Below are 25,297 nucleotides of genomic sequence, written 5' to 3' on the forward strand. Positions count from 1 at the left end.
AAGACCGTACGGCCCTCCACCGTCCCCCACCCGGTGATCACACCATCGGTGTACGGCTTCTTCGCCTCCAGACCGAAACCCTGCGCACGATGCCGACGCAACTGCTCGACCTCGTTGAAGGAACCAGGGTCGAGCAGCAACTCGATACGCTCACGAGCCGTCAGCTTGCCCTTGGCATGCTGCGCCTCCGTCGCCTGCTGGCTTGGGCCGGCCAGCGCCTGTTCACGCAGAAACCGGAGTTCCGTCATCCGCGCACGCGTGTCAGTCAGTTTCCTTCACCCTTTCCGGCTTTCCGTTTCTCCGCGCTTCTCTGTCCGACGCCGGAAAAGCGCTTCGGGTCACTGTGCGGCTTTCGCCTGACATCACGCTGAGACCACCGTTTCAGCGGTCGCCGCGACTCGCGGAGCCCTCCACGCACCAGCTGAAACCGCTGCTGAGAGGCCCGTCTCAGTGGTTTGCAAGTGGACTGCCAGAGCACTCTGCCACCGTGGATCTTGCCCCGGTACGCACGCCTGGAGAGCCATGGCTCGGAGCCGCGAACAAGGGAGCCGAAGAGAGTTCCCGCGCACCGTGCGGAATGCCGGAGCGCAGCGGAGGAAGTGCGGCCCGTACGCGTTGATTTCATCCGAGTGAAGGGAATGCCCGCCGATGGCGGAAACGACCGACCGGCTCGGGCCGGTCGTGGTGAGCCTGCCGCACGGCCGGGGCCACGGCCGGGACGAGGCGCCTCTGGCTCAGCGCTGGGAGCTGCTGCTGCCTCACCGGGAGCGGCTGTACCGACTGGCCCGCGTACGTCTGACCGGCCATCAGGACGCCGAGGACTGCGTCCAGGAGGCGCTGCTGCGGGCCGCGGGCTACCGCGATCTCGACGCGGACCGCGTCGGCCCCTTCCTCACCTCGATCACGCTGCGGCTGTGCGTGGACGTCTACCGTCACAGGGAGCGCACCCGCAGGTTCCTGCACCAGCACTCCTTCGCCCCGGAGACCGCGTCAGGGCCGGAGGAGGCGGCATGTGCCGCCGCCGAGGGTGCCTGGATGCTCCAGCAGGTGCAGCGGTTGGGGGGCAGGGAGCGCGATGTCGTCCTGGCCCGCATCGAGGGCACCAGCACCCGTGAGGCCGCCGACCACCTGGGTATCTCCATCAAGGCCGCGGAGGGCGCCTTCACCCGCGCCCGCGCGCGCCTCCGCCGCTGGCACGGGGCGAGCCTGGCCGGCGGCTGAGTGGGACGACGCACGAGGAACCGCCCCGTTCCCGGCCGAGCGCCGGGAGTGGGGCGGTTCCTCGTGTCCGTACGCGGGAGGGAAGGGTCACGCGCCGATCGCGTGGACACCGCCGTCGACGTGGACGATCTCGCCTGTGGTCTTGGGGAACCAGTCCGACAGGAGCGCCACCACGCCACGGCCGGCGGGCTCCGGGTCCGCCACGTCCCACTCCAGCGGGGAGCGGTGCTTCCACATCCCCTCGATGTCCGCGAAGCCGGGGATGGACTTGGCCGCCATCGAGCGCAGCGGGCCGGCGGACACCAGGTTGCAGCGGATGTTCCGCCTGCCCAGGTCCCGCGCCAGGTACCGCGAGGTCGCTTCGAGGGCCGCCTTCGCCGGGCCCATCCAGTCGTACTGCGGCCAGGCGAACTGCGCGTCGAAGGTCAGACCGACCACCGCACCGCCCTCTTCGGGCATCAGCGGCAGGCAGGCCGTGGTCAGCGACTTCAGCGAGTACGCCGACACGTGCATCGCCGTCGCCACCGACTCGAACGGCGTGTTCAGGAAGTTCCCGCCCAGTGCGTCCTGCGGCGCGAAGCCGATCGAGTGGACCACACCGTCGAGCCCGCCCAGCTCGGCGCGCACCACGTCCTCCAGCGCCGCCAGTTGTTCCTCGTTCGCGACGTCGAGCTCGGCCACCTTCACCGGCCTGGGGAGCTGTCGGGCCACGCGCTCGGTCAGGCTGGGGCGGGGGTACGCGGTCAACATGACCTCCGCGCCCTGCTCCTGGGCCAGGCGCGCCGCGTGGAAGGCGATGGAGGACTCCAGGAGGACCCCGGTGACCAGGATGCGCTTGCCGTCGAGGATTCCGCTCATTCAGTGCCCCATGCCCATTCCGCCGTCGACCGGGATGACGGCTCCCGTGATGTACGAGGCCGCGTCGGAGGCGAGGAACGTCACCGCCGCCGCCACTTCCTCGGGGTCCGCGTACCGGCCCAGCGGCACCCGCTCCACGATCCGCGCCCGCTGCTCGTCGCTCAGCACCTGCGTCATCTCGGTGTCGACATAGCCGGGCGCCACGACGTTGAAGGTGATGCCGCGCGAACCCAGCTCGCGGGCGAGCGAGCGCGCGAGGCCCACCAGGCCCGCCTTGGAGGCCGCGTAGTTCGCCTGCCCCGGGGAGCCGAGCAGCCCCACCACCGACGAGATCAGCACCACGCGGCCCTTCTTGGCCCGCAGCATCCCGAAGGTGGCGCGCCGCACCACCCGGAAGGCGCCGGTGAGGTTGGTGTCGAGTACGGAGGTGAAGTCCTCGTCCGACATCCTGAGCATCAACTGGTCCCGTGTCACACCGGCGTTGGCGACCAGTACCTCGACCGCGCCGTGGCTCTCCTCGATCTCCTTGTAGGCCCGCTCGACCTGCTCGGAGTCGGTGATGTCGCACGGAACGGGGAGGAAGCCCTCGGCCCTCAGTTCCTCGGGGTCGGCCGTGCGGTACGTGATCGCGACCTTGTCGCCGGCCGCGGCGAAGGCACGGGCGATGGACAGCCCGATGCCGCGGTTCCCTCCGGTGACGAGGATCGAACGGCCGCCCATCAGTGCGTCACGCCCTGCGGCGCCGGGGCGGTGGACGTGGGGTGGTCGTGCCACCGCGCGGGAAGGCCCGCTCCGAAGTACGTCATCAGATCTGGTCCAGAGGTCGGGGGCGGGTCACGCCCGGGAGAAGGCGAGCACGGCGTTCTGTCCGCCGAAGCCGAAGGAGTTGCTGACGGCGACCTCCACGGCGGCCGTACGCGCCGTCTTGGCGACGACGTCCAGCTCGATCTCGGGGTCCTGGCTGTCGAGGTTGGCGGTGGGCGGGATGACTCCGTGGCTGATGGTGAGCGCGGTGACGGCCGCCTCGATGGCGCCGGCCGCTCCGAGCGAGTGGCCCACGACGCCCTTGATGGAGGTGACGGCCGGCCCGCCGCCCAGGACCCTGCCGATCAGCTGCGCCTCGGCCTTGTCGTTGAGCGGCGTCGACGTGCCGTGCGCGTTGACGTGGTCCACGGCGTCCGGGGCGAGTCCGGCGTCGGCGAGGGCCGCGCGCAGGGCGAGTTCGGCTCCCGCGCCCGTGGGCTCGGGGGCGGTGGCGTGGTGGGCGTCGGCGGAGGCGCCGTAACCGGAGACGTTCGCGTACACGCGGGCGCCCCGGGCCTTCGCGTCGGCCGCGCGCTCCAGGACGAGGACGGCCGCGCCCTCGGCGGGGACGAAGCCGTCGCGGTCGACGTCGAAGGGGCGCGAGGCGGTGCGCGGGGCGTCCTGACGGCCGCTGACCGCGCCCATCTGGCTGAAGCCGCTGATGATCGAGGGGATCAGGCACGCCTCCGTACCTCCGGTGATCACCACGTCGCACACGCCCTGGCGCAGCAGTTCGCGGGCCATGCCGATGGCCGTCGTGCCGGAGGCGCAGGCCGTCGCGGTGACGAAGTTGGGGCCGCGGGCGCCGTGCTCCATCGCCACGTATCCGGCCGACATGTTGACCGCCAGCATGGGGATCAGCAGCGGGGAGACCTTCAGCGGCCCCTCGTCCAGGAGGACGTGGTGCTGCTTCTCCCAGCTGGCGGCGCCACCGATGCCGCTGCCGAGGACGACGGCGACGCGGGTGCCGTCCCAGTCCCCCGGGTCGAGCCCGCTGTCGGCGACCGCCTCGGCGGCGGCGGTGAGGGCGAACTGGCTGCTGCGGTCGTAGCGCCACGCCTTGCGTCGCCCGATGGCCTTGTTGGCGTCGTAGTCGGGGATCCAGCATCCGATGTGGGCGGGGGTGCCCTGGAGGGCCGGGACCCCCGAGGCGGCGGTGCCCTCGGGGGCCCGGATGACGTCCCAGGACGCCTGGGTCCCGATCCCCGCCGCGGTCACCATGCCGATCCCGGTGACCGCGGCGTCGAACGAGCGGGCGGAGTCGGGCATCAGGCCGCCACCAGCTTGCGCTCGATGACCTCCACGGCCTGGCCGAGGGTGTCCTCCGAGCCGAGGTCGTCGTCGGAGAGCTTGACGCCGAACTCCTGCTGGACGGTCAGCGTCAGCTCCACCAGGGCCAGCGAGTCGAGTTCGAGCTTGCTGAAGGTGTCCTCGGGGGTGACCTCGTCGGTCTCGAAGCCGAAGTTCTTGACCAGCAGCTGGACCAGACGCGGGTAGGTGTCGCTCATGACGGTTCTCCTTACGAGGTGGTGGTCTGCAGAAGCTCGAGGGCGTCAGACAGGGGTGATGTCGGGCCAGGTCAGGGTGGCCGCGCCCCAGGTCAGCCCGCCCCCGAAGGCGGCGAGTGCGGTGCGGTGCCCCGGTCGCAGGGTGCCGGCGGTGACGGCGTCGGCGAGGGCCAGGGGGATGGACGCGGCGGCCGTGTTGCCCACCCGGTCCAGATGGACCGGGAAGCGGGAGCGAGGCAGCCGCATCTGGTCGGCGACCGCGTTCATGATGCGGACGTTGGCCTGGTGGGAGACGAACACGTCGATGTCCTCGGGTGCCCATCCGGCCCGTGCCACGGCCTCCAGGGAGGCGTCGGCCATCCGCTCCACCGCGTTGCGGAAGACGCGGGCGCCCGCCATGCGGAAGTACGGGTCGGCCCGATCGGCGTGCTCGGCGCGGATCGGGTCGCGCGAGCCGCCCGAGGGGATCCGGATCAGCTCGCTGCCGGTGCCGTCGCTGCCGAGGATCAGCGGCCCGAGCGCGCCGGGTTCGTCCGGTTCGCCCGCGCGCAGGACGACGGCGCCGGCGCCGTCCCCGAAGATCGCCCGGGTGGACCGGTCCTCGGGATCGAGAATGCTGGAGTACGTCTCGGCTCCGATGACCAGGACGCTGTCCGCCGTGCCGGCGGCGATGAAGCCGGCGGCCACCGCCAGGCCGTACACGAAGCCGGTGCACATCGCCGCCACGTCGAAGGCGGGCACGGTGCCGAGCCCCAGCCGGGCCGCCACCGCCGGCGCGGTCGCCGGGCAGATGTGGTCGGGGGTGCTGGTCGCCACGACGACGGCGTCCACCGCGTCCGCCGAGGCGGACTTGAGCGCCCGCCGGCCCGCCTCGACGGCGAGGTCGGAGGTGGCCGTGCCGTCCTCGGCGATGTGCCGCTGCCCGATACCGGTGCGGCTGCGGATCCACTCGTCGGAGGTGTCGAGCTCCTGCGCCAGGTCCGCGTTGGTGACCACCCCGGACGGCAGATGGGTGCCCAGGCCGCACACCACCGCCGCGCGCGTCCCCGCCATCACGCGCCTCCGGACCGGGATCGCGCGGTCCGCTTCGGCGCGTTGATCACGCCTCCGCGGGTGCGGAGGTTTCGCCGGGCCGCCGGGCCCCCGGTGCCGCGCGCGGCATCGGGCCCGCTGGCCGACGTCATATCGCCTCCTCGAGCCCCATGTAGGCGAGCCGGGTGTGCTGCATCTTGTCGGCCCACGCCTTGCCGGTCTCCATCCGCTCCTCGGGGGTGGTGTCGACCAGACGCCGCCCCGGCCAGGCCTCGTAGTCGCCGAGCAGGTGGCCGTGGTCGGCGATGCCCTTCTGGAACAGCGTCTCCCGGCGCATCAGCTGGTCGGTGGTGGGCAGCCGACCCCACAGCTCGTACCCCTCCGCCATCAGCTCCAGGAGCCGCGGCTTGTCCTCGGGGTGCCGCAGCAGGTGCTCGCGCAGGATGTGGCTGCCGACGGTCAGGTGGCGGATCTCGTCGATGCCCGCGCCGCGCTCGATGTCGGCGGCCGCCGGGTCGAAGACCCGCCACTTGCGCTCGCTGAGCTCGGCGGCGGGGGCGAGAACGCCCTCGACCAGGACGGTCAGGACGAGGACGCCGCCGATGAAGTCCTGCTCGTCGCGGAGCACCCTGAGGCCGAAGTTCTCCAGGGGCACGAGGATGGAGTCGCGGTCCTCGGCGGCGAGCCGGTCCACCTCGGCGGTCAGCTCGTGCGGCGCGGTGCCCAGCTGGAGCAGGTGGCTGCGGAACACCATGGAGTGCCGCGCCTCGTCGATGAGCTGCGTGGAGTAGAACTCCATGGTGTCCTGGTCGGGCGCGAGCGCGACCATGTGGCCGATGGCCCGGGTCGCCTTCTCCTCGGCGATGGAGCGGAAGGCGAGCTCCTGCTTGATCGCCGCGTTGAGCGGTCCTTCCTGCCGTACGACGTCCAGCGGCCGCACGTCGTCGGCGTGTCCGAGGATCTGGCCGCGCAGGGTGCCCTGCGGGACGGACGTCAGCCAGTACGCCAGGTTGCAGGTCGCCGCCGAAAGCTCCAGGTTCAGTGCCCCGTCCATGAGCGAGGGGGCCTGATCCCAGTCCGCCTCGGAGGGGATGTTCGGGGAGGTCATCACTGCTTCCTTTCGGGATGCGTCGAAGGGAGGGGGGTCGCGGTGTGCGGGGCGGACGACGGGCCCGCGTGCAGCGCGCCGGCGAAGTTGACCAGGGGGGCGGCGGCGGTGACGGCGCCGCTCAGCACGCGCGCCATCACCAGTTCGTGATCGCCCGCGGTCACCGTCCGTTCCAGCCGGCATTCGAGCCAGGACACGGCGCCTCGCAGCCGTGGCGCGCCGTGCGGCGACGGCTCCGCCCACGCGCGGGGCGGCAGCTGGGCGAGCCCCCTGGGCCGACGGCGGCTGGCGAAGTGCTGGGCGAGCCACTCGTGGTCGGCGGCCAGGCCGTTGGCCACGAACGCCTCGGCGGCGAGGAGGGCGGCCAGCCCCCTGCTGTCCTGGCGCAGCGCGACGCAGACCATCGGCGGGTCTCCGGGGATGGTGGTCAGGGTGGAGACCGTGACCCCTTCGGCCTCGGCGGGGCCGCCGCAGGTGAGGACCGTCACGCCGGTGACGAAGTGCCGCATCGTGGTGGTCAGGGCGTCCCGGGCGGCGGCCGGGACCGTGCCGGAGCTCGTCATACGACCGTGCGCAGCGCGTCGTCGCCGCTCGCCGAGGCGGCGGCGGTGAACTCGCCGCGGAATCTGCGGTACGCCGGGTGGGCCTCGGGTTCGAAGCGCAGCGCGAACGGCTTCAGGAAGTTGCCGAACAGCGCACGGTCGCCGAAGAGGTGGATGGGCAGGGCGAGCAGCGCCCACTCGGCGCCCCACAGCCAGATCCATGCCAGTGCCACGAGGCCCTGGGTGACCAGACTGTGCATGACGTTGTAGGCGAGGTAGTACCCCTTGGGGATGTCGCCGTGCCCGTGGCGCCGGAAGGCGATGGCTCCGGGGATGTAGCCGATGAGGTCGATGTAGAGGAACAACCCGATGGCGGCCCACCAGCGGATCTCGTCGAGGTGGGCGAAGAAGAGCACCACGCACACCACGAGTCCGAGGGCGTACTCGGCGCGCACGAGGCGGGCCGTGGTGGGCGTCATGAACAAGTTCTGGGTGTCCATGGCTCAGGCCACCTGTGTGCCGGCGAGGTCGATCCCGGCCGGCGGGAGGGCCACGGCCTGGGCCAGGGCCTCGTCGCCGACGACGGTTCCCTCGCCGCCGAAGAGCCCGATGACGACGCGGGCGATGGTCTCCTTGATGACCCGTTCGGCGACGGGGTCGAGGATGCCGGCCAGGCTGGGGATGCCGAAGTCGAAGTCGGCGCGGAAGTCGACCACACAGCCGTTCTCGGTGGCGGTGATCCGCCAGGTCCCTTCGAAGGAGTCGAAGTCGCCGTCGAGTTGGGTGAAGGTGATCGTCAGGTTGTCCGGGTCGAAGTGGTCGGACTCGGTCCAGCGCAGGATGCCGTTGCGGAAGTAGACCTCCCAGTCGCTGGTCTCCTCGTCGGCGCTGATCTCGTGGACGGTCACGGCGCGGACCACCGGGACGAGGTCGGGGTAGCGGGCGAACTGCTTCACCTGGTCGTACCCCCCGGCCGGGGTGGTCCCAGACAGCTCGACGGCCACGTGAACACTACGCATGGGCGGAGTCACCTTCGAAAGTCGGTACGTAACGGGACGCCTGCGCTCGGCAGGCACGGTCGAATGCCTCGTACAGGAAGCGCGCTTCCGCGGCGTCGAGGACGGCGGGCGGCGTGAGCCTGAGCACCAGGTGCGAGTTGAGCGAGTGGTTGGCCACCACCCCGTGCGAGATCAGCTCGATGAGCAGGTCGCCCGCGGGGCCGGGGATCGCGAACTCGATCCCGATGAGCAGGCCCCGGCCGCGCACCTCGCGCACCACGGGACCGAAGTGGCGGTGGGCGATGTCGCGGACGGTGGTGAGCATCTCGGCGCCGAGGTCACGGGCCCGGTCGACCAGGCCGTCCTCCTCGATGGCGGCGAGGGCGCCGCGTACGGCGGCCATGGCCAGCGGCGTTCCGGAGAACGTCGAGGTGTGCAGGTAGGGGTCCTTGTCGAAGGCCGCGAAGGCCTTCGGGGTCGCGACGACCGCGGAGACCGGCAGGATGCCGCCGCCGAGCGCCTTGCCCGCGAGCAGCACGTCGGGCGTGACGCCCTCGGCGTCCGCGCCCCACCAGGTGCCAAGGCGGCCGAGGCCGGTCTGGATCTCGTCGAGGACGAGGAACGCGTCGTAGGTGCGGCACAGCTCCTGCACGGCGCGCAGGTAGCCGGGCGGCGGCAGGACGACGCCGGCCTCTCCCTGGACGGGTTCGACGACGAAGCAGGCCCGCCCCGGCATGGTCCTGAGCAGTTCCTCCAGCGCGTCCGCGTCCCCGTAGGGCACGTGGTGGACGCCGGGGAGCAGCGGGCGGAACGGGTCCTGGAAGACGTCCTTGCCGGTCAGGCTGAGGGCGCCCATGGTCTTGCCGTGGTATCCGCCGTGGGTGGCGACCAGCTGGTCCTTGCCCCGGGTCCGGGCGATCTTGATGGCGGTCTCCACCGCCTCGGCGCCCGAGCAGGCGAAGTGCACCCGCTCCAGGCCCGCCGGGGCCTTGGCGACCAGGGCTTCGGCGGCCAGGGCGGCCTGGGGTTCGAGGAAGACCCGGCTGGCGACGGGATGGCGCCCCAGTTGCTCGGTGACGTGGCGTACGACGGTGGGGTGGCGGGCGCCGGTGATCAGCACGCCGTAGCTGCCGCAGTTGAGGAAGCGACGGCCGTCGGCGGTGACGATCCAGGACCCTTCCGAGCCGGTCTCGATGTGGCCGCCGAACAGCTCGCCGAGGGTGGCCCGGCCCTTGCTGAGGTTGGCGCGGTACAGCCGCCCGATGTGTTCGCGGTCGTACACCGGTGTGTCCGTGGTGGTCATCTGACGGCTCCTCAGGCCAGCCGCAGGGGCTTGCCGGCGATGTGCTCGACGAAGGGCTCGGCGAAGCTGGAGCGGGACGGCGGGTGGAAGGAGAGCCCGTTGGAGACGGCCGACAGGTAGCCGATGTCGCCGCTGCCGATGAAGGCCATTCCGCCAAGGAGTTCCACGGCCTTGCGCACGGTGTCGCCGATGGCGTCCTGGGCTCCGTAGCGGGCCACCAGGGACTTGCCGAGCGCGGTGTTGTCCGTGTCGCCGTCCTCGATCATCCGGGCCACTCCTTCGAGCAGCAGGGAGGCCGTCTCCAGGCGGGTGACCAGCTGCGCCCGCTCGGAGACCGAGCCGCGCCCGGCGAGGGTGACGCGCTCGGCGAGCGCGCTGGCGACGCCGAGGTACGAGGCGGAGATCAGCATCTCGAACCAGATGAAGCCGACGGTCTGGAGCTTGTCCAGTTCGCCGCTGTCGCCCAGTTCGGTCCGCATGACCTGCTGCTCGTCGACCAGTACGTCGGTGAGGCGGATCTCGTCGCTCTCCGCGCCGGCCAGCGCCCAGCTGGTCCAGAAGGGGTGGACGGTCATGCCCTCCGTCCCGCGGGGCACGAGCAGCACGGCCATCTCGCTGGTGCCGTCCGGGGAGGGCAGCGCGACGCTCGCCGTGAGCAGGTCCATGGAGGAGGACAGGCTGCACGGCTTCTTGGAGCCGTTGATGCGGTAGCCCTTGCCGCCCTCGTCCAGGCGGGCCTCCATGGTCGGTTCCAGGATGCCGCGTCCTGTCCTGCCCTCGGAGAAGCCGGAGGCGACCAGCAGGTTCTGCTCGACGATCCCCTCCAGCAGCGCCCACTCGACACCGCTGGACTGGAGGCTGTCGGCGAGCGAGAAGAGTGTGGCCACCGAGAAGTGGTGCATCGTGGTGGCGACGGCGAGCGAGGGGGACGCTGCGGCGAGCGCCCTGGTCACCTCGACCGCCTCCCGGGGGCCGGCGCCCAGGCCGGAGTACGTCTTGGGGATCACCAGGGCGGGTCCGCCGTGCGAGCGGAACAGCCCGATGGCGGGGCTGTCGGGCCGCTCCAGTTCGTCGAGCGGGTGTTTGGCGAGCGCGTCGAGCAGTCCGGGCAGATAGCGCTCGCAGGTCGCGCGGGCGGCATCCAGTGCACGCATGGGTACTCCTTCGCAGAGGCGGGATGCGGGGGTGGTTACGAGGTCTTCTTCTCGCGCAGAGTCCGCCAGGCTCCGAAGACCGCGTCGCGTGGACGGGAGCCGGTGGAGATGCTCACGCCCTGGACGTGGGAGGTGCGCAGGATCGGGTAGTTGGCCTCGCCGAACACCCCGCCGGTCAGCCCCGTGCCGCCGTGGGTGGGCAGGCAGGGCAGGAAGCCGATGTGGGAGTCGTTGACCTTGAGCAGACCGCCGTTGTTCACCCGGGCGAGGAAGCGGTCCACGACCTGGGAGTCCTCGGCCCAGAGGGAGTTGCGCAGTCCGTAGGCGTTGGAGTTGACGAAGTCGATGAACCGCTCCAGGAGTTCACCGTCGGGAGCGGGGTCGGCGACCACGATGGGCAGCAGCGGGAAGAACGTCTCGTGCACCACGGCTTCGATCTCGCGTGCGTGGTCCATGCCGCGGACGACGATGACGGTCGGCTCCAGGAAGATGCCGTTGGGGTCGCGGCTCTCGTCCATCTGCATGGCGTGCCCGCCGCAGGCCAGTTCGGCGCCCTTGGCCAGCGCGTCCTCCAGGCACGTGAAGAACTTCTCGTTGCGCAGTACGGGCGTGAGCAGGACGTCGGGCTCGTTGGGGTAGCCCGGCCGGATGTGGCCGACCTTGCGGACCAGGGCGGCGATCAGCTCGTCGGCGACGTCGGGGTGGACCAGGACCTGGTTGGGGATCATGCACAGCTGTCCGGAGCCGTAGAAGCTCTCGGTCAGCGCCTCGGCCGCCAGGTCGATGTCGGCGTCCGCCCAGACGGTGACGACGTCGTTGCCCGCGAGTTCGAGGATGGGCTTCTTGCCCTCGGCCACGCAGCGCGCCTCGAACTTGGTGCCGTTCTCGCTGGAGCCGAAGTAGATGATGTCGTCGACGTCGGGGCTGGCGAGCCAGGCCGACAGCATCGGGCCGGGGTCTCCGCAGACCACGTTGAGGGTGCCGGGCGGGGCGCCCACTTCGTCGAGTGCGGGGGCGACGATCTCCTGCATCACGTACATGACGCCGAGCGGGCCGCTGCGCGGGGCGCGGACGATCAGCGAGTTGCCGCCCATGATGGCGGTGACGCCGAGCAGCGCGCTCGAGAGCGGCGCGTTCTGCGGTGGGTTGAGGCACACCACGCCGTCGGGCTGCCGGCGCACCTGGAGCCGCCGCTCGCCGCGGTGGAACTCCTGGAGCATCTGGGAGCGGTAGAAGGCGTTGGATTCGGGGCTGAAGCATTCCAGCATCCCGGAGACCTGCCACTGGGCGAGCATCAGGGGATGCCCCTCCTGGACGAGGATCTCCGCGATCTCCTCGGCGCGTTCGGCGAGCCTGTCGTGCAGGAGCGTGCCGAAGCGTCCGATGCGTTCGTCGAGGGGGAACGCGCCCCAGGCGGGGGCGGCTTCCGCCGCGGCGTCGATCGCCCGCTGCACGGTGGCCCGGTCCGCCTTGGCGACCCGCCCGACGACGACGTCGCGCCGGTCCTCGGCCGAGATCCGCCCCTGTTCCAGTTTCCGCTTGAGCGTCAGACTGGTGAAAACGTCGTCGAGCAAGGTGCTGGAATCGAGCACATATACCCAGTCGGCGCTTTCCAGCGGCTCACCACCCACATAAGAGTGATAGGTGCGCAGAGAATCAGCCTTTGGGGGTGCGGCAGATTCATTCTGCGACACCGGTCGAGACAGCTGTGTACTGCCCACGGACACTCCTCATCATTCGAACGCCTACCAGCGCTAGCCTCGCCGACTATGTTTTCAGAGCCCCCTGAGAGCCCGCTTAGATCTCACTGATACAGGCATTTCAGCACTTCACCGCCGCGTGCTGCTACATTCGCGCACACCCCTAGGCGATTTGACGATGGAGTGGGCTGATGAGCCAGTCGATGGAGTCTTCTCAAGGCACACAGGGAAAACTGGAGTCAGTCCTGAAGTCGATCCGGGATTTCGGTGACAATCCCAGCGCCTTCCTCGCCGTCAACGAAGGGAACGAGTACTTCCAGGGGTCCGGGGAGGGGGTCATCACCTATCGCCGGGCCGGCCGGTACTTCATTCAGTTCGGCGGCGCGTTCGCCGAGGAGGAGCAGCAGCGCCGGCTGTTGGAGGAGTTCCAGGAGTACGCGCGCGCACAGCGGCGCAAGATCGTCGGAATCCAGCTCCAGCAGACGGACGTCGGGCTGTTCGCGGCCGCGGGCTTCACCGTGAACCAAGTGGGGTCCTCGTACTCGGTGCATCTGCCCGAATTCACGCTGCGCGGTTCGAAGTTCGTGAAGCTGCGCAACAAGATATCGAGGGCGAAACGCAGCGGTGTCGAGGTGCGCGAGCTGCCGTACGACGGGGAGATCAGGAATCAGGTCGATTCGATCGACCGGGACTGGTTGCGCTCGAAGGGCAGGCACGTCAAGGAGATCGAATTCCTGGTGGGGCAGGTGGGCGGGCCGGCGCAGGAGCACCGCCGGCTGTTCGTGGGGCTCGTCGAGGAAAGGCCGGTCGCCTACATCTCGTACTCCCCGGCCTATGGCAGCCGTCCGGGCTGGCTGCACGATCTGAGCCGGCGGCTTCCCGACGTGATGCCGGGCGTCATGGAGGCCATCAACGCCGCGGCGATCGAGCGGTTCGTCGAGGAGGGCGCCGAGTGGCTGCACTTCGGCTTCACTCCGTTCACCGGCCTCGACCCGGCGTGCGAGATCCCCGGCAACAGCCCGCTGACGGGGAAGTTCATGCGGCTGCTCGCCGACAAGGGCGGCTCGGTCTATCCGGCCGCGACGCAGCTGGCCTACAAGGAGAAGTGGGCACCGCACCTGGTGCTGCCCGAGTATCTGGCCTTCCAGGGCGGCGCCAGTTTCGGGGCGATCTGGCAGATCCTGCGCGTGACCAAGTCGATCTGACGGCCGGGCCGGCCGCACGGGTTCGGCCCGTGCGACCGGCCCGCCCCGCCCCTCAGCCGACCTTGTGCAGGAGGCTCGGCCCCTGGCGCAGGATCTCGGCCATGGTGTTCTGCAGGCCCGGCCCCGGCTCCAGGCCGAGCTCCGCCGAGAGCCGCTGGCGCACCCGGTGGAAGGTGCCGATCGCGTCAGCCTGGCGGCCGGACCGGTACAGGGCGATCATCAGCTGCTCGCACAGTCGCTCCCGGAGGGGGTGGCGCGCGAGCAGCTGCTCCAGCTCCGACACCACCTCGTAGTGGCCGCCAAGCGCCAGCTTGGCCTCGATGAGGAGTTCCCTGGCCATGAGCCGGGTGTCCTCCAGCCGGGCGGCGGCGGTGCGGCAAATCATGCCGTGCCCCGTGTCGAGGAGCGCCGGCCCGCGCCACGTGTCGAGGGCCCTGGTCAGGAGGGCGATGGCCTTCTCCGGGTCCCGGGCCTTCAGACGGCCCGCCAGTTCGACGTCCGCGATGAAGCGCGAGGCGTCGATGTTCTCCGGGGGAAGCGCGAGCATGTATCCCGACCCCGAGGTCCGGATCACCTTCCGCATCTCTTCCCTTCCGCTGTGCTGCACCAGCGACCGGCGCAGCCGGGCGATGTGGCCCTGAAGGGAGTTCGCCGCGCTGCGCGGCGGCTGCTCGCCCCAGAGCTCGTCAAGAAGGGCGAAAGACGAAACCGTCGTCCCGGCGGTCAGAGCCAGGGTCGCGATAATGGCTCTGAGCTTCTCTCCCGGAATGTCGATCGGAATGCATTGATCGGTTACGGTCAATGGTCCGAGCAGTCCAATATGCACCTTGATCCCCCGCGCTTCGGAACTGACATGAGAACGTGTTACATTGAACTCGCCCACACGCATGGAAACGTCAGAAAAAGACTCAACCAAACCTTTCCGGACTGAAAGGCGCGCGACACCACCCCCCGGCGAGCGACACATCGAACCTTCTGTCGATTCGAGAACATACACACGCGCCGGTTTTGAGCACAAGCCCCTTTCCCTTGGATCTGCGATGGGTTCTTTTTGGCCGACAAGACGAGAATCGGCCAAAATCCGGCCGATCGAACGTCGAATTCAAGCCTCCCCGGCTTGACGGAACTCGTCCACAAATCGACAGGAGGGTGTATGCCGAAACAGGAACGGGCGTCCAGGACCCGCCGGCTCATCCTGGAGGCCGGAGCGGAGGAGTTCGCCAGGCGCGGCTACATGGCCGCCACGGCCGTCGGCATCGCCGCGCGAGCGGGTGTCACCAGGGGGGCGTTCTACTTCCACTTCCCCTCCAAGCGCGACGTGGCACGCGCTGTCCTGGACGAGTGGATGACCCGCTCGGCCACCGTGGAACCCCTGCCGTTCAAGCTCGAGGAGCTCAAGGAACAGGCGCTGACCACGGCACGCCGGTGGGAGGACGACCCCATCGCGCGGGGCAGCTTTCGCCTCTGTCTGGAACAAGGGCTTGACACGGTGGAACGCCAGCGTCCGTATTTCGCCTGGACCGAGCGCTGCCGCCACCTCCTCGACGAGGCCGGCGGACAGGGGGCGCTGCGCCCCGACGCCGCCACCGCCGAGACCGCGGAACTCCTGGTCGGCGCCTTCGCCGGCGCCTGCCTCGCGTCTCAGATCCTGCCCGAACGGGCCGACCTGGGGCAGCGGGTGATCGCGGCCCTGCGCCACCTGCTGCCGTACGTGGCGACACCCGAGGCCCTCGACCGCGTCGAACTCGCCAGGGGGGCCGACACGGCCGCCGAGACCCGGACGGCCACGGCGCGGGAGTGGTGAAAAGGCGGCGGAGTCGTCGCCGGGAATCTCACAGGGGCCCGTCCGCCACTGCGGGCGTCGGCCCGTTGTAGATTCATGCTATCGGTACGTAACCTAGACCAACGCGGCAACGCCGGTCAGCTGCGACGTGACGGTACAAGCCAGTCGTAGGGAGGAGCCCAGGACCATGACTCAGCAGACGGTGGCGAGAAGAACCGGACGCCGCACTCAGCAGGAGCGCTCCTCCGCGACCACGCACCAGCTGCTCGTTTCCGCGCGGAATCTTTTCGCCCGGGACGGGTACAGCAACACGTCGCTCGACGCCATCTGCGAAGCCTCCGATGTCACCAAGGGCGCGTTCTACCACCACTTCAAGAACAAGGAACAGCTCTTCCGGGCGGTGTACGAACGGGAGCAGCACGACCTCTCCAGCGCGATCGCCCAGAAGTACTCGCACTACAACGACCCCTGGGAAGCGCTGTTCCAGGGAATTCGGGAATTCCTGGTGGGCTCCATGGAGCCCACCACGCAGCGCATCACCCTCATCGACGCTCCGGGTGCGCTGGGTTGGGAGGCGATGCGCGAAATTCGGGCCGACTGCCGGCGCATGATGTCCTACGGCCTTTCCCGGGCCCTGGGCAAGGAGCGATTTCAGCGGCACGAAATCGAGTCGCTGGCCTCGATGATCTACGGAGCCCAGTGCGAGGCCGCCATGGCCATGGCGCACGCGGACGATCCCGACGAGCTCCTCGAATCCACCCTGAGCCAGCTCCGGCTGCTCTTCGAGTCCGTCAAGCGCATGTCCCCGGCCCTGAAGGCGTAGACCGACCCGGCCGCCGCTGCGGGAGGCCTCCTGGGCGCGCCAAGAGGCCCGGGGCCTCAGTGCAGGGACGTGGGGCCGTGCACGCCGAGGTGGACGCCCAGACGGCGGATCGTCGCCGCGGCGGCGATGGCGTGGCCCCGCGCGTTGACGCGCCATCCGTCCGCGCCGAAGATGCCGGGGTCGGCGTCGGCGGGGTGGGCGCTCAGGTCGACGTGAATCGCGCCGTTGCGCAACGCCAGGTCGTAGGTGCGCTCCGCCAGCAGTCGCAGTCGCCGGCGCAGGACGTCCTTGGGCGTGGTCGTGCTGCCTCTGCCGAACGGCGCGAGGATGACCACGTCGACGCCCGCGTCCCTCAACGGTGCGATGATCCGCGCCAGTTCGGCCTCCGTCGCGTCGGCGTCGAAGGAGTCGCGCAGCACGTCGCTGCCGCCCGCCGCCACGGCCGCGAGGTCGGGCTGGAAGGTCAGTGCCTTGGCGAGCTGCCTGGCCCGCACCTCGGCGGCGATCGGGTCCCGCTGGGCCAGGTTGAGATAGGCCAGGTCCGGATGGGCCGAGCGCAGCGCGGCCGCCACGATGTGCGCCCAGGGAGCGTCGGCGTACCCCTCGCACGGCTCCCCCGGTCCTTCCGCGAAGGCGTCGCCCAGGACGACGAAGCGTCGCCAGGGCGCCGGCTTCAGCAGCTCTGTGGCCATGTCCGGGGCGATGCAGTAGGGGTCACGCTGCTCGTCGGCAGAGATGGCGTCCACGGTGTCCCACTTCCTTTCTGCGTCCTGCACATGGGTTCCTCCGGACATGCCGAAGGCCGAGCTCCTCCGGAGGAGGAGCTCGGCGGCCCCGGCGGGGCGGACCACTGCGGGGGACAGAGGGGCGCGCGCCCGCCGGGACCGGCTCTCGGGACGGCGGATCAGGCCCGCTCGGCGGCGAGGTGCGCGCCGAGCACCCGGATCACCTCGGTCGCGACGATCGCCTGCCCGCGCGCGTTGAGGTGGAGGCCGTCGGGGGCGAAGATCATCTCCTTGCCGGCCGGGTGGCTGGGAAGGTCGACGTGCAGACCGCCCAGCCGCTCCGTCACCGCCTGGGTGAGGTCGGAGAACTGCCGGATCCGCTGCTTCATGGCCGCCCGGTACTTGTCGGCGACGTACGGCGTCCAGGTGTTGTCGAACAGGCCCATCGTCACGACCGTGCAGCCGCGGCTGCGCAGTGCCGAGACCATGTGGTCCTGTTCCGTCTCCACGGCCGCCGTGTCGAAGTGCTTGCCCAGCATGTCGTTTCCGCCCGCCACCACGATGGCGAGGTCCGGCTTGAAGTCCAGCGCCGCGTCGAGCTGAGTGGCCCTGATCTTCGCGGCCGGGAGGTCCCGCACACCGAAGTTGCGGTATTCCAGCTGCGGGTTGATCCGTCGCAGCCCGTCCGCGACGCGGTCGGCGAAGCCGAGGTCGGCGTACCCCTCGACGGGTTCGCGGACGCCCTCGACGATGCTGTCACCGATGGCCGCGTACCGGATCCAGGGGGCGCCCTGGAGCTGGGCGGTGATCTCCTCCACGGTCAGTACGTGGGGGTCCTCCAGCTCCCTCGTGTGGTCCGCGGGCGACTCCGTGCTCGTCATGGCTGGCATCTCCTTGTGATGAGAAGGCGGTTGTGCCGTTCTAGTTCGCGGAGTCGGTGGCCGGGGTCTTCTGCTCGCCGGAGGCCTGCGCGGGAGGCGTGGCGGCGGGCGGGGTCGGCGGCAGCTTGATGGTGAGGCCGAGCCCGAGGAGGGCGACCACGACGGAGGCGCACGCGGCGATCAGGTAGATGCGCTCGAAGTCGGCGACGTCCTTGAGGGTGCCGGAGACCACGGTGGCGAGGACGGCGATGCCGAGGGCGCCACCGATCTGCCGGACCGTCTGGTTCAGGCCCGTCGCCCCGGCGAACCGCAGCGGCGAGACGGTGAGCGCGGCGGCCGTGGCCGTGCCGGTGGTGATGGCGCCCATGCCGACACCCGCGAGGATGCCGAGGGGGAGCCAGTAGGCGAGGAACATCGAGTGGTCGGGCAGGGTGAAGGCCAGCAGGAAGCCGGTGCCGGCCAGGACGACCGCGCCGCCGGTGGTGGCGAGCTTCGGACCGTACGTGGGCGGAAGCTTGCCGACCCGCATGGCGACGACCGTCGCCGCGAACGCGCCGGGCGTCATGGCGAGTCCGGCCTTCAGCTCGGAGTAGCCCCACACCTGGGTGACGTACAGGACGCCGACCAGGAGCCACGAGAAGAGCGCGATGCCGTAGAAGAAGGCAGCGGCGTTGGCCAGCGCGAAGGTGCGGTTGCTCCACAGGGAGATTTCGAGGGCGGGGGCCGGGTGCTTGGCGGAGCGCAGCAGGCACAGGGCGATCAGGACCGGGCCGGCGATGACGCAGACCAGGCTGGAGGCCTCGGTCCAGCCCCACTCGTTGCCCTTGCTGATGCCGAGGCAGAGCAGGCCGACACCGCCGCCGAGCAGGATGGTGCCCAGGGCGTCCGGGAGCTTGCGCTCGGTGCCGAGACCCGCCGTGCGCGGAAGCGCGGTGGCGCCGTAGAGGAAGTACAGCCCGAAGGGGATGTTGATCAGGAAGAGCGAGCGCCAGCCGAAGGTGTCGACCATGACGCCACCGAGGGCGGGACCGACGGCCGCCGCCAGGGCCGCCGACGCGCTCCACTGTCCGATGGCCGCACGGCGGCGCTCGGGCGGGGCGTCCATGAGCACGATGGCGAGGGAGGCGGGGATCATCGCCGCCGCGCCGAGGCCCTGGACCGCGCGGGCCGCGAGGAGGACGGTGAGGTTGGGCGACACGGCGCACGCGATCGACGCCACGGTGAAGATGCTGATGCCGGCCAGGAAGAGGGAGCGCCTGCCCAGTGCGTCGGCGAGGCGTCCCGCGGGGGCGAGGAGGGCCGCGAAGATGATCGCGTAGATGGTGATGACCCATGACAGGTCCTTGAACGCGGCGCTGGTGAAGTCCTCGCGCAGGTCGGGCATCGCGAGGTTCACGACGGTGACGTCGAGCACCGCCAGGAACGAGGCTCCGGACGCAAGGAGGAGTAACGACGCCGCTGACCGCCGCCTCGGAGCGCCGACATCGGTGGTAGCCACGGGACACACACCCTTTCTTAGATACCGTTGGTAGGAATGTATTGATCGCCGCAGACGGGTGTCAACGCAACCTCCACGCTGTGACCCACGTCACATACCAACAGTAGGTATTAATCCCCGGACCGCGACTCCTGGCGCTCCGGGGCGAGGACGTGAACGGCGGCGGGCAGCACGTCGACGGTGTGGCGCGAGGCGTCGCCCGCGCACAGTTCGCCGTCGTGCTCGAAGGTGAGTCCCTGGCCGTCCGTGCGCTCGATGACGAAGTGGGAGCCACGCTCGTACGCCACGCCCGGACGCCCGAGGTGGCTGCCGTCCTGGGTCAGCCCCGCCAGCTCGTACACGTCCATCTGCCCGCCCACCACACAGACGTCGAGCAGGCCGTCGTCGATGACCGACTGCGGCATGAGCTTGAACCGGCCCGCCCGGTAGCGGCCGCCGCCGATGTTGACCAGGACGACAGGGCCCTCGTGGACGACCCTTCCGTCCACGCTCACCCGGCCCTCGTACGGCGTGTACGCGCTCATGACCTGGGCGACGGCCCGCTGGTAGCGGTCACGGCCGGGGACGTCGAGCATCCCGGCGGCCGCCGCGGTCGTGTCGGCGACCAGGCCCGCCCCCGCGCCGAGCAGCGCCAGGACGTCGATCTCCCGGATGTGCGCCATGTCCACCCGGCGCAGGTGGGGGCGCTCGACGGACAGGGCCTGGTCGAGGGCCTGATCCCAGGGGACGTCGGCCCAGATCTCCCGGAAGAACGAATTCCCCGTGCCGAAGGGGACGTTGACCATCGCGGGCCGCTTTCCCCCGGGCTGTTCCAGGCCCGCGCGGGCCAGGCCCGACGCGACCTCCCGGGTGGTGCCGTCACCACCGATCACGATCACCACGTCGTTCCCCGCGGCGGCGGCCTTCGCGGCGCACTCCTCGGCGTGGCCGCGGTACTCGGTGTGCACGACGTCCAGGTGCGCCACGAGGCCCTCGCAGTGCGCGACGACCTCGTCGATGCGCCGGCGATCGCCGAGCCCGGCCACGGGGTTGGCGATCAACAGGGCGCGGGCCGCCCAGCCACGGTCACTCACCACGGCCGCCCGGCTCACGCTCCGTACGGCGCGCAGTGATCAGCCCCATGAAGTCGTCGTCGCTGCAGTACGGGTCGGAGCCTCCGTAGCGGCGGACCAGATCGGTCACGCGCAGCTGCTCCACGGGTTCGAAGCCCGCGGCACGGGCGGTCTCGGCGGCCGTCAGCGGAGTCAGACCGTTGATGTACGGCTCGCCCTGCTCGGCCACCTGACGCGCCATCTGCAGGGCCCCCTCATAGGGGCTCGTGCCGTTCACGACGGCCTCGTCCATGTAGTCGAACAGCACCAGGCTGCCGGGCGCGACGGTGTCCGCCAGATCGGCGAGGGTGGCACGGCACGCCTCGGGCGGCAGGAAGAACGTCACCCCCAGCCACCCCACGACGCACGGCTCGTCCACGTCGAAGCCGTGCGCGACGAGCTCCGCGCGGAGCGAGGAGCCCGCCGTGAAGTCGAGGGGCACCGAGACGACCGGCGACGCGAGGTCCGCCGCGGCCAGGGTCTCCAGCTTGGCCTTCTGCGTCGCGGGGTGGTCCACCTCGAAGAACCGAACCGGGGCGGAGCCGGTGTAGCGCAGCGCCGTGGTGTCGTATCCGGCGCCGAGCAGCACCACCTGGCGCACCCCCGCGTCCACCGCGAGCGCGACCAGGTCCTCGAAGTAGCGCTGGCGCAGCAGGATCTCGGCGATGAAACCGCCGTGGGCGTGGTCCAGGCGCTGCAGCCGCTCCAGGGCCTCCTGCGAGGTGGTGGGCGGGGGAACGGTGACGAACAGGTGCGCGTAGGTGTCGCCGAGCAGTCGCCTGTCCGGCTCGATGACGGCGTCGGCGGCGCGGGCGCGAGCGGTCAGATGGGCCGTCTCGCTCGAAGTCCCGGACTGCAGTCGGGTGGGCGGAAGTGCGGCTGTCACGGCAGTTGCCTCACTCAGATGTAGAAGCGGGTGGAGGGACAAGCACTCCAGTTACGCCGGCGAAGGGCGCACCCCTCAAAAACAGTTCACGGCCTCGCCGGAACCCGCCTCCAGAGGAATTGAGGGGTGGGGCCGTCTCGGGCGTAAGACACACGTAGGCAACGGAACACGGCGGCGAGAGCACCCGAGGCACCGAGGGAGACCCAGTGACGACACTCACGGAAGAGCTGGCGGGATGGGCGAGTGCGCTGCGCCTCGACGACGTACCGGACGACGTCGTCACCACCGCAAAACACCAGATCCTGTCCCAGCTGGCCGCCATACGCGCCGGCCTCGACCACCCGTTGGGCCGGCGGTTCGTCCAGGGCTTCGGCGCGCCCTTCCAGGAGGACCCGGCCCGGTCCGCGTTCGTCCTCGCCAGTCTCGGATCCTGGCTCCACTTCGACGACACGGCCTACGCCGGACATCTGTCCAACTCGACCGTGACCGTCCCCCTCGCCTACGCCACGAGCCAGGGGCTCACCGGAGAGCGGCTGCTCACCTCGATCATCGTCGCGAACGAGACGGCGGCCCGGATCACCGCCGCCACGACGCTGGGGCCCTTCCGGGGCCAGAGCGCCGCGTTCACGCACATCACCGGGGCCATAGCCGGGCGGCTGCGCGGCGAGAACGCCCCCGCGCAGCGCTGGGTGGACACGCTCGGCCTCGGCTTCGGGCTGCCGCCGCGCACCGTGCCGGTGGGCTTCCTCGACGGCGACGCGAAGCTCTTCGGCGCGTCGACCCCCGTGCGCGTGGGGCTCGACGCCTGCGACGCGTCGGCCGCGGGGCTCGCGGGCAGCCCGGTGATCTTCGAGCACCCGGAGGGGTTCCTCTCCCGGTTCGCCACGGTCCCGCTCCCCCAGGCCATCGTGGCCGGGCTCGGCACGCGCTGGCACACCCGCACGACGTCCTTCAAGGTGCACCCCGGCGGTCCGGGCATGGACTCCGCCATCGACGTGGGTCTGGAGCTGCACCGGGAACTGTCGTCACCGGACCGTCCGCTGCGCGCCGACGACATCGCCGAGATCAGCGTCGACACCTCCCTGTACACGGCGGTGGTGGAGCGCCGGGCCGCCGAGTACCTGCGGGGACCCGTCTCCCCGGTCAGCGCGCTGGTGTTCTCGCTGCGGTACACGCTGGCCACGGCCCTGCTCACGGGGCAGCTGAGCACCGACGACTTCACCGAGAAGGGGCTCGCGGACACCGAGCGGTGGTCGCTCGCCGACCGTATCGACGTGCGCCTGGACCAGGACATGACGCGGGAGCTGTTCCACTGCGAGGTGCCCTTCGGCGAGGCGCTGCGGCAGGCCGGCGCACCGGGCAAGGAGTGGCTGCGGCAGTTCGGTGCCGGCTGGGAGGGCGACGGGCAGTGGCTCGTCGACCTGGTGGGTGAACTGCCCGCCCCGAGCGTGGACTTCAGCGACGCCCGCAAGGTGACCGGTGCGCGCGTGAACGTCCGTCTGAAGGACGGCCGGGACATCAGCCGCGAGCTGCACGTGCCCATGGGGGCCATCGGCGGCGAGGGCCGGCCGCCGATCGCGGGCGTGGTGCGGGACAAGTGGCTCGGTACGGGAGGCGGCGAGGAGTTCGCCGACGGGGTCGACCGCCTGGAGGAGGCCTCGGCGGACGAGGTGGCCCGGCTGCTGACACTGGTCTTCGACCGCACGGCCTGAGCCCCACGGCCGGCCACGGCAAGCGACAAAAGGGAGGAGCCCGGTGGTCACACCGGGCTCCTCCCCCTTTCATGCGCGGGCTCGGGATCAGCCGGCTCCACCGGACGTGCTGAGCGCGCCTTCCGCGATGGCCTGGTGGACCTCGGCGCGCCTCGCCTCCATCTCACGGCGTTCCGCGTCCAGCGCCTCGGCCTGGAGTTCGTCGGACTCCATCAGCTTGACCAGGTCCGCTCCCGCGAGGTCGAGGACGCCCATGTCCTCGTACGCCTGCCGGATCTTGGGGCTCCACAGGCCGATGTCCTTGACGCACGGCACGATGCGGGTGAAGAGCAGGGAGCGGAAGGCCCGCATGCGCGGCCCGTTGTTCATGTACTCCATGCACTCCTTCATGTCGAAGCCGAGGTTCTCCCAGACCTCCTGCATCCGCAGGCGGTCACGCATCAGGTAGCAGCCCTCGACGATGAAGTCCTCGCGCTCCGCCAGCTCCTTGCTGCTCAGGTTCTTGTAGTAGTCCCGCAGCGCCAGCCTTCCGAAGGCGACGTGCCGGGCCTCGTCCTGCATGATGTAGGAGAGGATCTGCTTGGGCAGCGGCTTGTTCGTCTTGTCCCGCAGGATCCCGAAGGCGGCGAGAGCGAGCCCTTCGATGAGGACCTGCATGCCGAGGTACGGCATGTCCCAGCGGGAGTCCCCCAGTGCCTGGCCGAGCAGCTCCTTGAGGTGGGGGCTGATCGGGTAGGTCATCTCGATCTTCTCCTTCACGAACTTGGAGAAGAGCTCCATGTGCCGGGCCTCGTCCATGACCTGGGTGGAGGCGTAGAACTTCGAGTCGATGTCGGGGACTGATTCCACGATGCGCGCGGAGCAGATCATCGCTCCTTGCTCGCCGTGCAGGAACTGGCTGAATTCCCAGGCGGCCATGTGCTGCCGCAGTTCCTGCTTTTCCCGTACGCCGAGCTTGGAGTACTGCTTCGAGCCGTAGAGGCCGAGCGTGTGCTCAGGGGTTCCGAGGACGTCGTAGGGGTCGACTTCGAGGGACCAGTCGATGCGCTTCGCGCTGTCCCACTGCTTGTCCTTGCCCTTTTGATAGAGGTTCAGCAGGGTTTCGCGCTCGGAATCGTATTCCCATGTGAAATGGCTCGTGCCCTGCATGGGGATGTTCCAGGCGAGTTCCATAAGAATGTCTCCTGCGGTCGCGATGAGCGCTGCACGGCGACGTGTCCGGCGAGATGTTCACATCGCCGGACACGTCGCCGTCCACGTCTTGCAAACGCAGCGGAGAGAGCAGGATTCGAACCTGCGAGGGGCGATAGCCCCGGCCCGGACGAGTCCGGACCCCGTTAGGCCGCTACGGGGATCTCTCCCTTTCTTCACCGGTGGCCTCCGGCGACGAGAACAACAGTGCCAGAGGCCCCTGACATGCCGCTGAGACGGGAGTCTCAGCAGCTCGGAGAGGCTCCTACAGCTCCAGGAGCCGGATTCCCCGGTCCTGGCCGATGTCCAGTTCCGCGTAGACCTCCGGCGTCGCGATGTCGGACAGGACGTGGCGCAGCAGCCGCGCGATTCGCCGTTCCATTCCCGTGCCGGCGTCGTCGATGACGGTCTGGGACATGAGCTGAAGCCCCATGGAGGTGCTGACCAGGCACTCCGCCGTCTCCCGCACGGACACCCGGGCGGAGAGCTCACCTTCGTCACGCGCCGCCGTCAGCAACTCCTCGTCGAACAGGACGCGTTCGAGGTACCAGCTCCTACGGAATTCCTCGTCGAGCCCCTGCTCCAGACAGAGCCGGAAACATCCGCGCTCCCGAACGCCGTGGCGCAGCCTGCTGGTCAGGACGAGATGTCCGTCCACGAGTTCCTGGAGCCGGAACTTCTGCGGTGCCACCGGATCCAGGCGCGGGCTCTGTTCCCTGAACAGAGCCCGGGCGACATCCTCCTTGGAGGAGAAGTGGAAGTAGAACGCCCCCTTGGTCACTCCGGAGTGCGCGAGAAGGTCGACGACGGTCGCCGTCTCGTATCCCAGAGTGGCGAACAGTACGCCGGCCGCGTCCAGGATCTTCCCTCTCGTCCTCACCGCGCGCTCTTGCCGCACCATTGCGCTCCCTTCCCCTGAGAATGACAGCGGAGGGGTGGTTACGCTGCGGGGTCAGAGCCGATCGTGGCAAGGTCCGCGTCTTGAGCGGAGTGACGGAAGGAATCGGCGCGGGCTGTCTCGTGGGGCTCCCGGACGGCTGTGCCGATCTCCGCTTCGAGCAGTCCAACAACCCTTTGACTGCGGCGCTGTCGCAACATGCCCCCCATGTGCGCCCCGCACTCTACCTCAGGCTCACCCCCGAGGCGGATACCGAATTCCCCGCCCGCACAATTCGAAGCGCGACGGCGGTGTGACGGCCTTGGAGGCGGAGCGTGGCCTCGCCGCCCGGGTTTCCCCGGGCGGCGCGTGATTGCGGCCGGAGGCGCACCGGCCT

General features: G+C 70.1%; 26 protein-coding genes and 1 tRNA gene. 5 read left to right on the forward strand and 22 right to left on the reverse strand.

Annotation, left to right across the window (positions count from 1 at the left end; all coding sequences use genetic code 11):
* Nucleotides 1–248, reverse strand: a 248-nt coding sequence (locus tag ACWF79_RS23755) for a carboxyl transferase domain-containing protein (protein ID WP_453730147.1), incomplete at its 3' end; no start/stop codon positions are given.
* Between the two features lie 400 nt (nucleotides 249–648).
* Here ACWF79_RS23755 and ACWF79_RS23760 point away from each other — a divergent pair.
* Nucleotides 649–1,221 carry an RNA polymerase sigma factor gene (locus ACWF79_RS23760; protein WP_453730148.1) on the forward strand — a complete coding sequence of 191 codons (573 nt, stop codon included), beginning with the start codon at nucleotides 649–651 and terminating at the stop codon, nucleotides 1,219–1,221.
* A gap of 87 nt (nucleotides 1,222–1,308) precedes the next feature.
* Here ACWF79_RS23760 and fabI read toward each other — a convergent pair whose 3' ends face one another.
* From fabI to ACWF79_RS23820, 12 genes are all read right to left on the reverse strand, one after another.
* Nucleotides 1,309–2,079 carry an enoyl-ACP reductase FabI gene (gene fabI, locus ACWF79_RS23765; RefSeq protein ID WP_453730149.1) on the reverse strand — a complete coding sequence of 257 codons (771 nt, stop codon included), beginning with the start codon at nucleotides 2,077–2,079 and terminating at the stop codon, nucleotides 1,309–1,311.
* On the reverse strand, nucleotides 2,080–2,799 hold the full coding sequence (gene fabG / locus ACWF79_RS23770) for a 3-oxoacyl-[acyl-carrier-protein] reductase (protein WP_453730150.1): 720 nt from the start codon (nucleotides 2,797–2,799) through the stop codon (nucleotides 2,080–2,082). It abuts the gene before it with no gap.
* Nucleotides 2,800–2,913: 114 nt separating this feature from the next.
* Nucleotides 2,914–4,152, reverse strand: a complete 1,239-nt coding sequence (locus tag ACWF79_RS23775) for a beta-ketoacyl-[acyl-carrier-protein] synthase family protein (RefSeq protein ID WP_453730151.1) — start codon at nucleotides 4,150–4,152, stop codon at nucleotides 2,914–2,916.
* Complete coding sequence (locus ACWF79_RS23780) at nucleotides 4,152–4,391, reverse strand: acyl carrier protein (protein ID WP_453730152.1); 240 nt, start codon at nucleotides 4,389–4,391, stop codon at nucleotides 4,152–4,154. Before ACWF79_RS23780 ends, ACWF79_RS23775 begins: the two co-directional genes overlap by 1 nt.
* A 45-nt stretch (nucleotides 4,392–4,436) precedes the next feature.
* Nucleotides 4,437–5,444, reverse strand: coding sequence for a beta-ketoacyl-ACP synthase III (locus ACWF79_RS23785; RefSeq protein ID WP_453730153.1), 1,008 nt, complete (start codon nucleotides 5,442–5,444; stop codon nucleotides 4,437–4,439).
* 127 nt (nucleotides 5,445–5,571) lie between these two features.
* On the reverse strand, nucleotides 5,572–6,531 hold the full coding sequence (locus ACWF79_RS23790; RefSeq protein WP_453730154.1) for a VlmB-like protein: 960 nt from the start codon (nucleotides 6,529–6,531) through the stop codon (nucleotides 5,572–5,574).
* Complete coding sequence (locus ACWF79_RS23795; RefSeq protein WP_453730155.1) at nucleotides 6,531–7,094, reverse strand: flavin reductase family protein; 564 nt, start codon at nucleotides 7,092–7,094, stop codon at nucleotides 6,531–6,533. The genes ACWF79_RS23790 and ACWF79_RS23795 overlap by 1 nt, the downstream gene beginning before the upstream one ends.
* The gene (locus ACWF79_RS23800) at nucleotides 7,091–7,573 is read right to left on the reverse strand and encodes a hypothetical protein (RefSeq protein ID WP_453730156.1); all 483 of its coding nucleotides are present in this window, start codon (nucleotides 7,571–7,573) and stop codon (nucleotides 7,091–7,093) included. Before ACWF79_RS23800 ends, ACWF79_RS23795 begins: the two co-directional genes overlap by 4 nt.
* A 3-nt stretch (nucleotides 7,574–7,576) precedes the next feature.
* Complete coding sequence (locus ACWF79_RS23805) at nucleotides 7,577–8,092, reverse strand: type II toxin-antitoxin system RatA family toxin (protein WP_453730157.1); 516 nt, start codon at nucleotides 8,090–8,092, stop codon at nucleotides 7,577–7,579.
* Nucleotides 8,085–9,374 (reverse strand): aspartate aminotransferase family protein, encoded by a 1,290-nt coding sequence (locus tag ACWF79_RS23810; protein ID WP_453730158.1) that lies wholly within the window; start codon nucleotides 9,372–9,374, stop codon nucleotides 8,085–8,087. The genes ACWF79_RS23805 and ACWF79_RS23810 overlap by 8 nt, the downstream gene beginning before the upstream one ends.
* 11 nt (nucleotides 9,375–9,385) lie before the next feature.
* A complete protein-coding gene (locus tag ACWF79_RS23815) occupies nucleotides 9,386–10,528 on the reverse strand; it encodes an acyl-CoA dehydrogenase family protein (protein WP_453730159.1) in 1,143 nt (380 codons plus the stop codon).
* Nucleotides 10,529–10,563: 35 nt separating this feature from the next.
* Nucleotides 10,564–12,234 carry an aldehyde dehydrogenase family protein gene (locus tag ACWF79_RS23820; RefSeq protein WP_453730208.1) on the reverse strand — a complete coding sequence of 557 codons (1,671 nt, stop codon included), beginning with the start codon at nucleotides 12,232–12,234 and terminating at the stop codon, nucleotides 10,564–10,566.
* 185 nt (nucleotides 12,235–12,419) lie between these two features.
* On the opposite strand from ACWF79_RS23820, the gene ACWF79_RS23825 reads away from it, so the two are divergent.
* Nucleotides 12,420–13,433, forward strand: coding sequence for a bifunctional lysylphosphatidylglycerol flippase/synthetase MprF (locus ACWF79_RS23825; protein WP_453730160.1), 1,014 nt, complete (start codon nucleotides 12,420–12,422; stop codon nucleotides 13,431–13,433).
* 52 nt (nucleotides 13,434–13,485) lie between these two features.
* Here the strand turns inward: ACWF79_RS23825 and ACWF79_RS23830 are convergent, their stop codons facing one another.
* Complete coding sequence (locus tag ACWF79_RS23830) at nucleotides 13,486–14,316, reverse strand: AfsR/SARP family transcriptional regulator (protein WP_453730161.1); 831 nt, start codon at nucleotides 14,314–14,316, stop codon at nucleotides 13,486–13,488.
* A gap of 270 nt (nucleotides 14,317–14,586) precedes the next feature.
* Between ACWF79_RS23830 and ACWF79_RS23835 the strand changes: the two genes are divergently transcribed.
* Both ACWF79_RS23835 and ACWF79_RS23840 read left to right on the forward strand, forming a co-directional pair.
* Nucleotides 14,587–15,237, forward strand: a complete 651-nt coding sequence (locus ACWF79_RS23835) for a ScbR family autoregulator-binding transcription factor (RefSeq protein WP_453730162.1) — start codon at nucleotides 14,587–14,589, stop codon at nucleotides 15,235–15,237.
* Nucleotides 15,238–15,403: 166 nt separating this feature from the next.
* Nucleotides 15,404–16,039: a TetR/AcrR family transcriptional regulator gene (locus ACWF79_RS23840; RefSeq protein ID WP_453730163.1), complete on the forward strand. Its 636-nt coding sequence runs from the start codon at nucleotides 15,404–15,406 to the stop codon at nucleotides 16,037–16,039.
* A gap of 56 nt (nucleotides 16,040–16,095) precedes the next feature.
* Here the strand turns inward: ACWF79_RS23840 and ACWF79_RS23845 are convergent, their stop codons facing one another.
* From ACWF79_RS23845 to ACWF79_RS23865, 5 genes are all read right to left on the reverse strand, one after another.
* On the reverse strand, nucleotides 16,096–16,785 hold the full coding sequence (locus ACWF79_RS23845) for an SGNH/GDSL hydrolase family protein (protein ID WP_453730164.1): 690 nt from the start codon (nucleotides 16,783–16,785) through the stop codon (nucleotides 16,096–16,098).
* A 158-nt stretch (nucleotides 16,786–16,943) separates the two neighbouring features.
* Nucleotides 16,944–17,645: an SGNH/GDSL hydrolase family protein gene (locus tag ACWF79_RS23850; RefSeq protein WP_453730165.1), complete on the reverse strand. Its 702-nt coding sequence runs from the start codon at nucleotides 17,643–17,645 to the stop codon at nucleotides 16,944–16,946.
* 40 nt (nucleotides 17,646–17,685) lie between these two features.
* Nucleotides 17,686–19,143 carry an MFS transporter gene (locus ACWF79_RS23855; protein ID WP_453730166.1) on the reverse strand — a complete coding sequence of 486 codons (1,458 nt, stop codon included), beginning with the start codon at nucleotides 19,141–19,143 and terminating at the stop codon, nucleotides 17,686–17,688.
* A gap of 110 nt (nucleotides 19,144–19,253) precedes the next feature.
* Complete coding sequence (locus ACWF79_RS23860) at nucleotides 19,254–20,219, reverse strand: diacylglycerol/lipid kinase family protein (RefSeq protein ID WP_453730167.1); 966 nt, start codon at nucleotides 20,217–20,219, stop codon at nucleotides 19,254–19,256.
* Complete coding sequence (locus tag ACWF79_RS23865) at nucleotides 20,209–21,120, reverse strand: class I SAM-dependent methyltransferase (RefSeq protein WP_453730168.1); 912 nt, start codon at nucleotides 21,118–21,120, stop codon at nucleotides 20,209–20,211. Before ACWF79_RS23865 ends, ACWF79_RS23860 begins: the two co-directional genes overlap by 11 nt.
* A 206-nt stretch (nucleotides 21,121–21,326) precedes the next feature.
* Here ACWF79_RS23865 and ACWF79_RS23870 point away from each other — a divergent pair, with 206 nt between their 5' ends.
* A complete protein-coding gene (locus ACWF79_RS23870; protein ID WP_453730169.1) occupies nucleotides 21,327–22,832 on the forward strand; it encodes an MmgE/PrpD family protein in 1,506 nt (501 codons plus the stop codon).
* Between the two features lie 87 nt (nucleotides 22,833–22,919).
* Here ACWF79_RS23870 and ACWF79_RS23875 read toward each other — a convergent pair whose 3' ends face one another.
* The 3 genes from ACWF79_RS23875 to ACWF79_RS23885 all read right to left on the reverse strand — a co-directional run bounded on the left by ACWF79_RS23875 (nucleotide 22,920) and on the right by ACWF79_RS23885 (nucleotide 24,903).
* Nucleotides 22,920–24,005 (reverse strand): ferritin-like domain-containing protein, encoded by a 1,086-nt coding sequence (locus ACWF79_RS23875; RefSeq protein WP_453730170.1) that lies wholly within the window; start codon nucleotides 24,003–24,005, stop codon nucleotides 22,920–22,922.
* Nucleotides 24,006–24,105: 100 nt separating this feature from the next.
* A tRNA-OTHER gene (locus ACWF79_RS23880) sits at nucleotides 24,106–24,193 on the reverse strand.
* 95 nt (nucleotides 24,194–24,288) lie between these two features.
* A complete protein-coding gene (locus tag ACWF79_RS23885) occupies nucleotides 24,289–24,903 on the reverse strand; it encodes a ScbR family autoregulator-binding transcription factor (RefSeq protein ID WP_453730171.1) in 615 nt (204 codons plus the stop codon).
* Nucleotides 24,904–25,297 lie beyond the last annotated feature (394 nt).

The organism is Streptomyces sp. NPDC054975, from assembly GCF_053609105.1.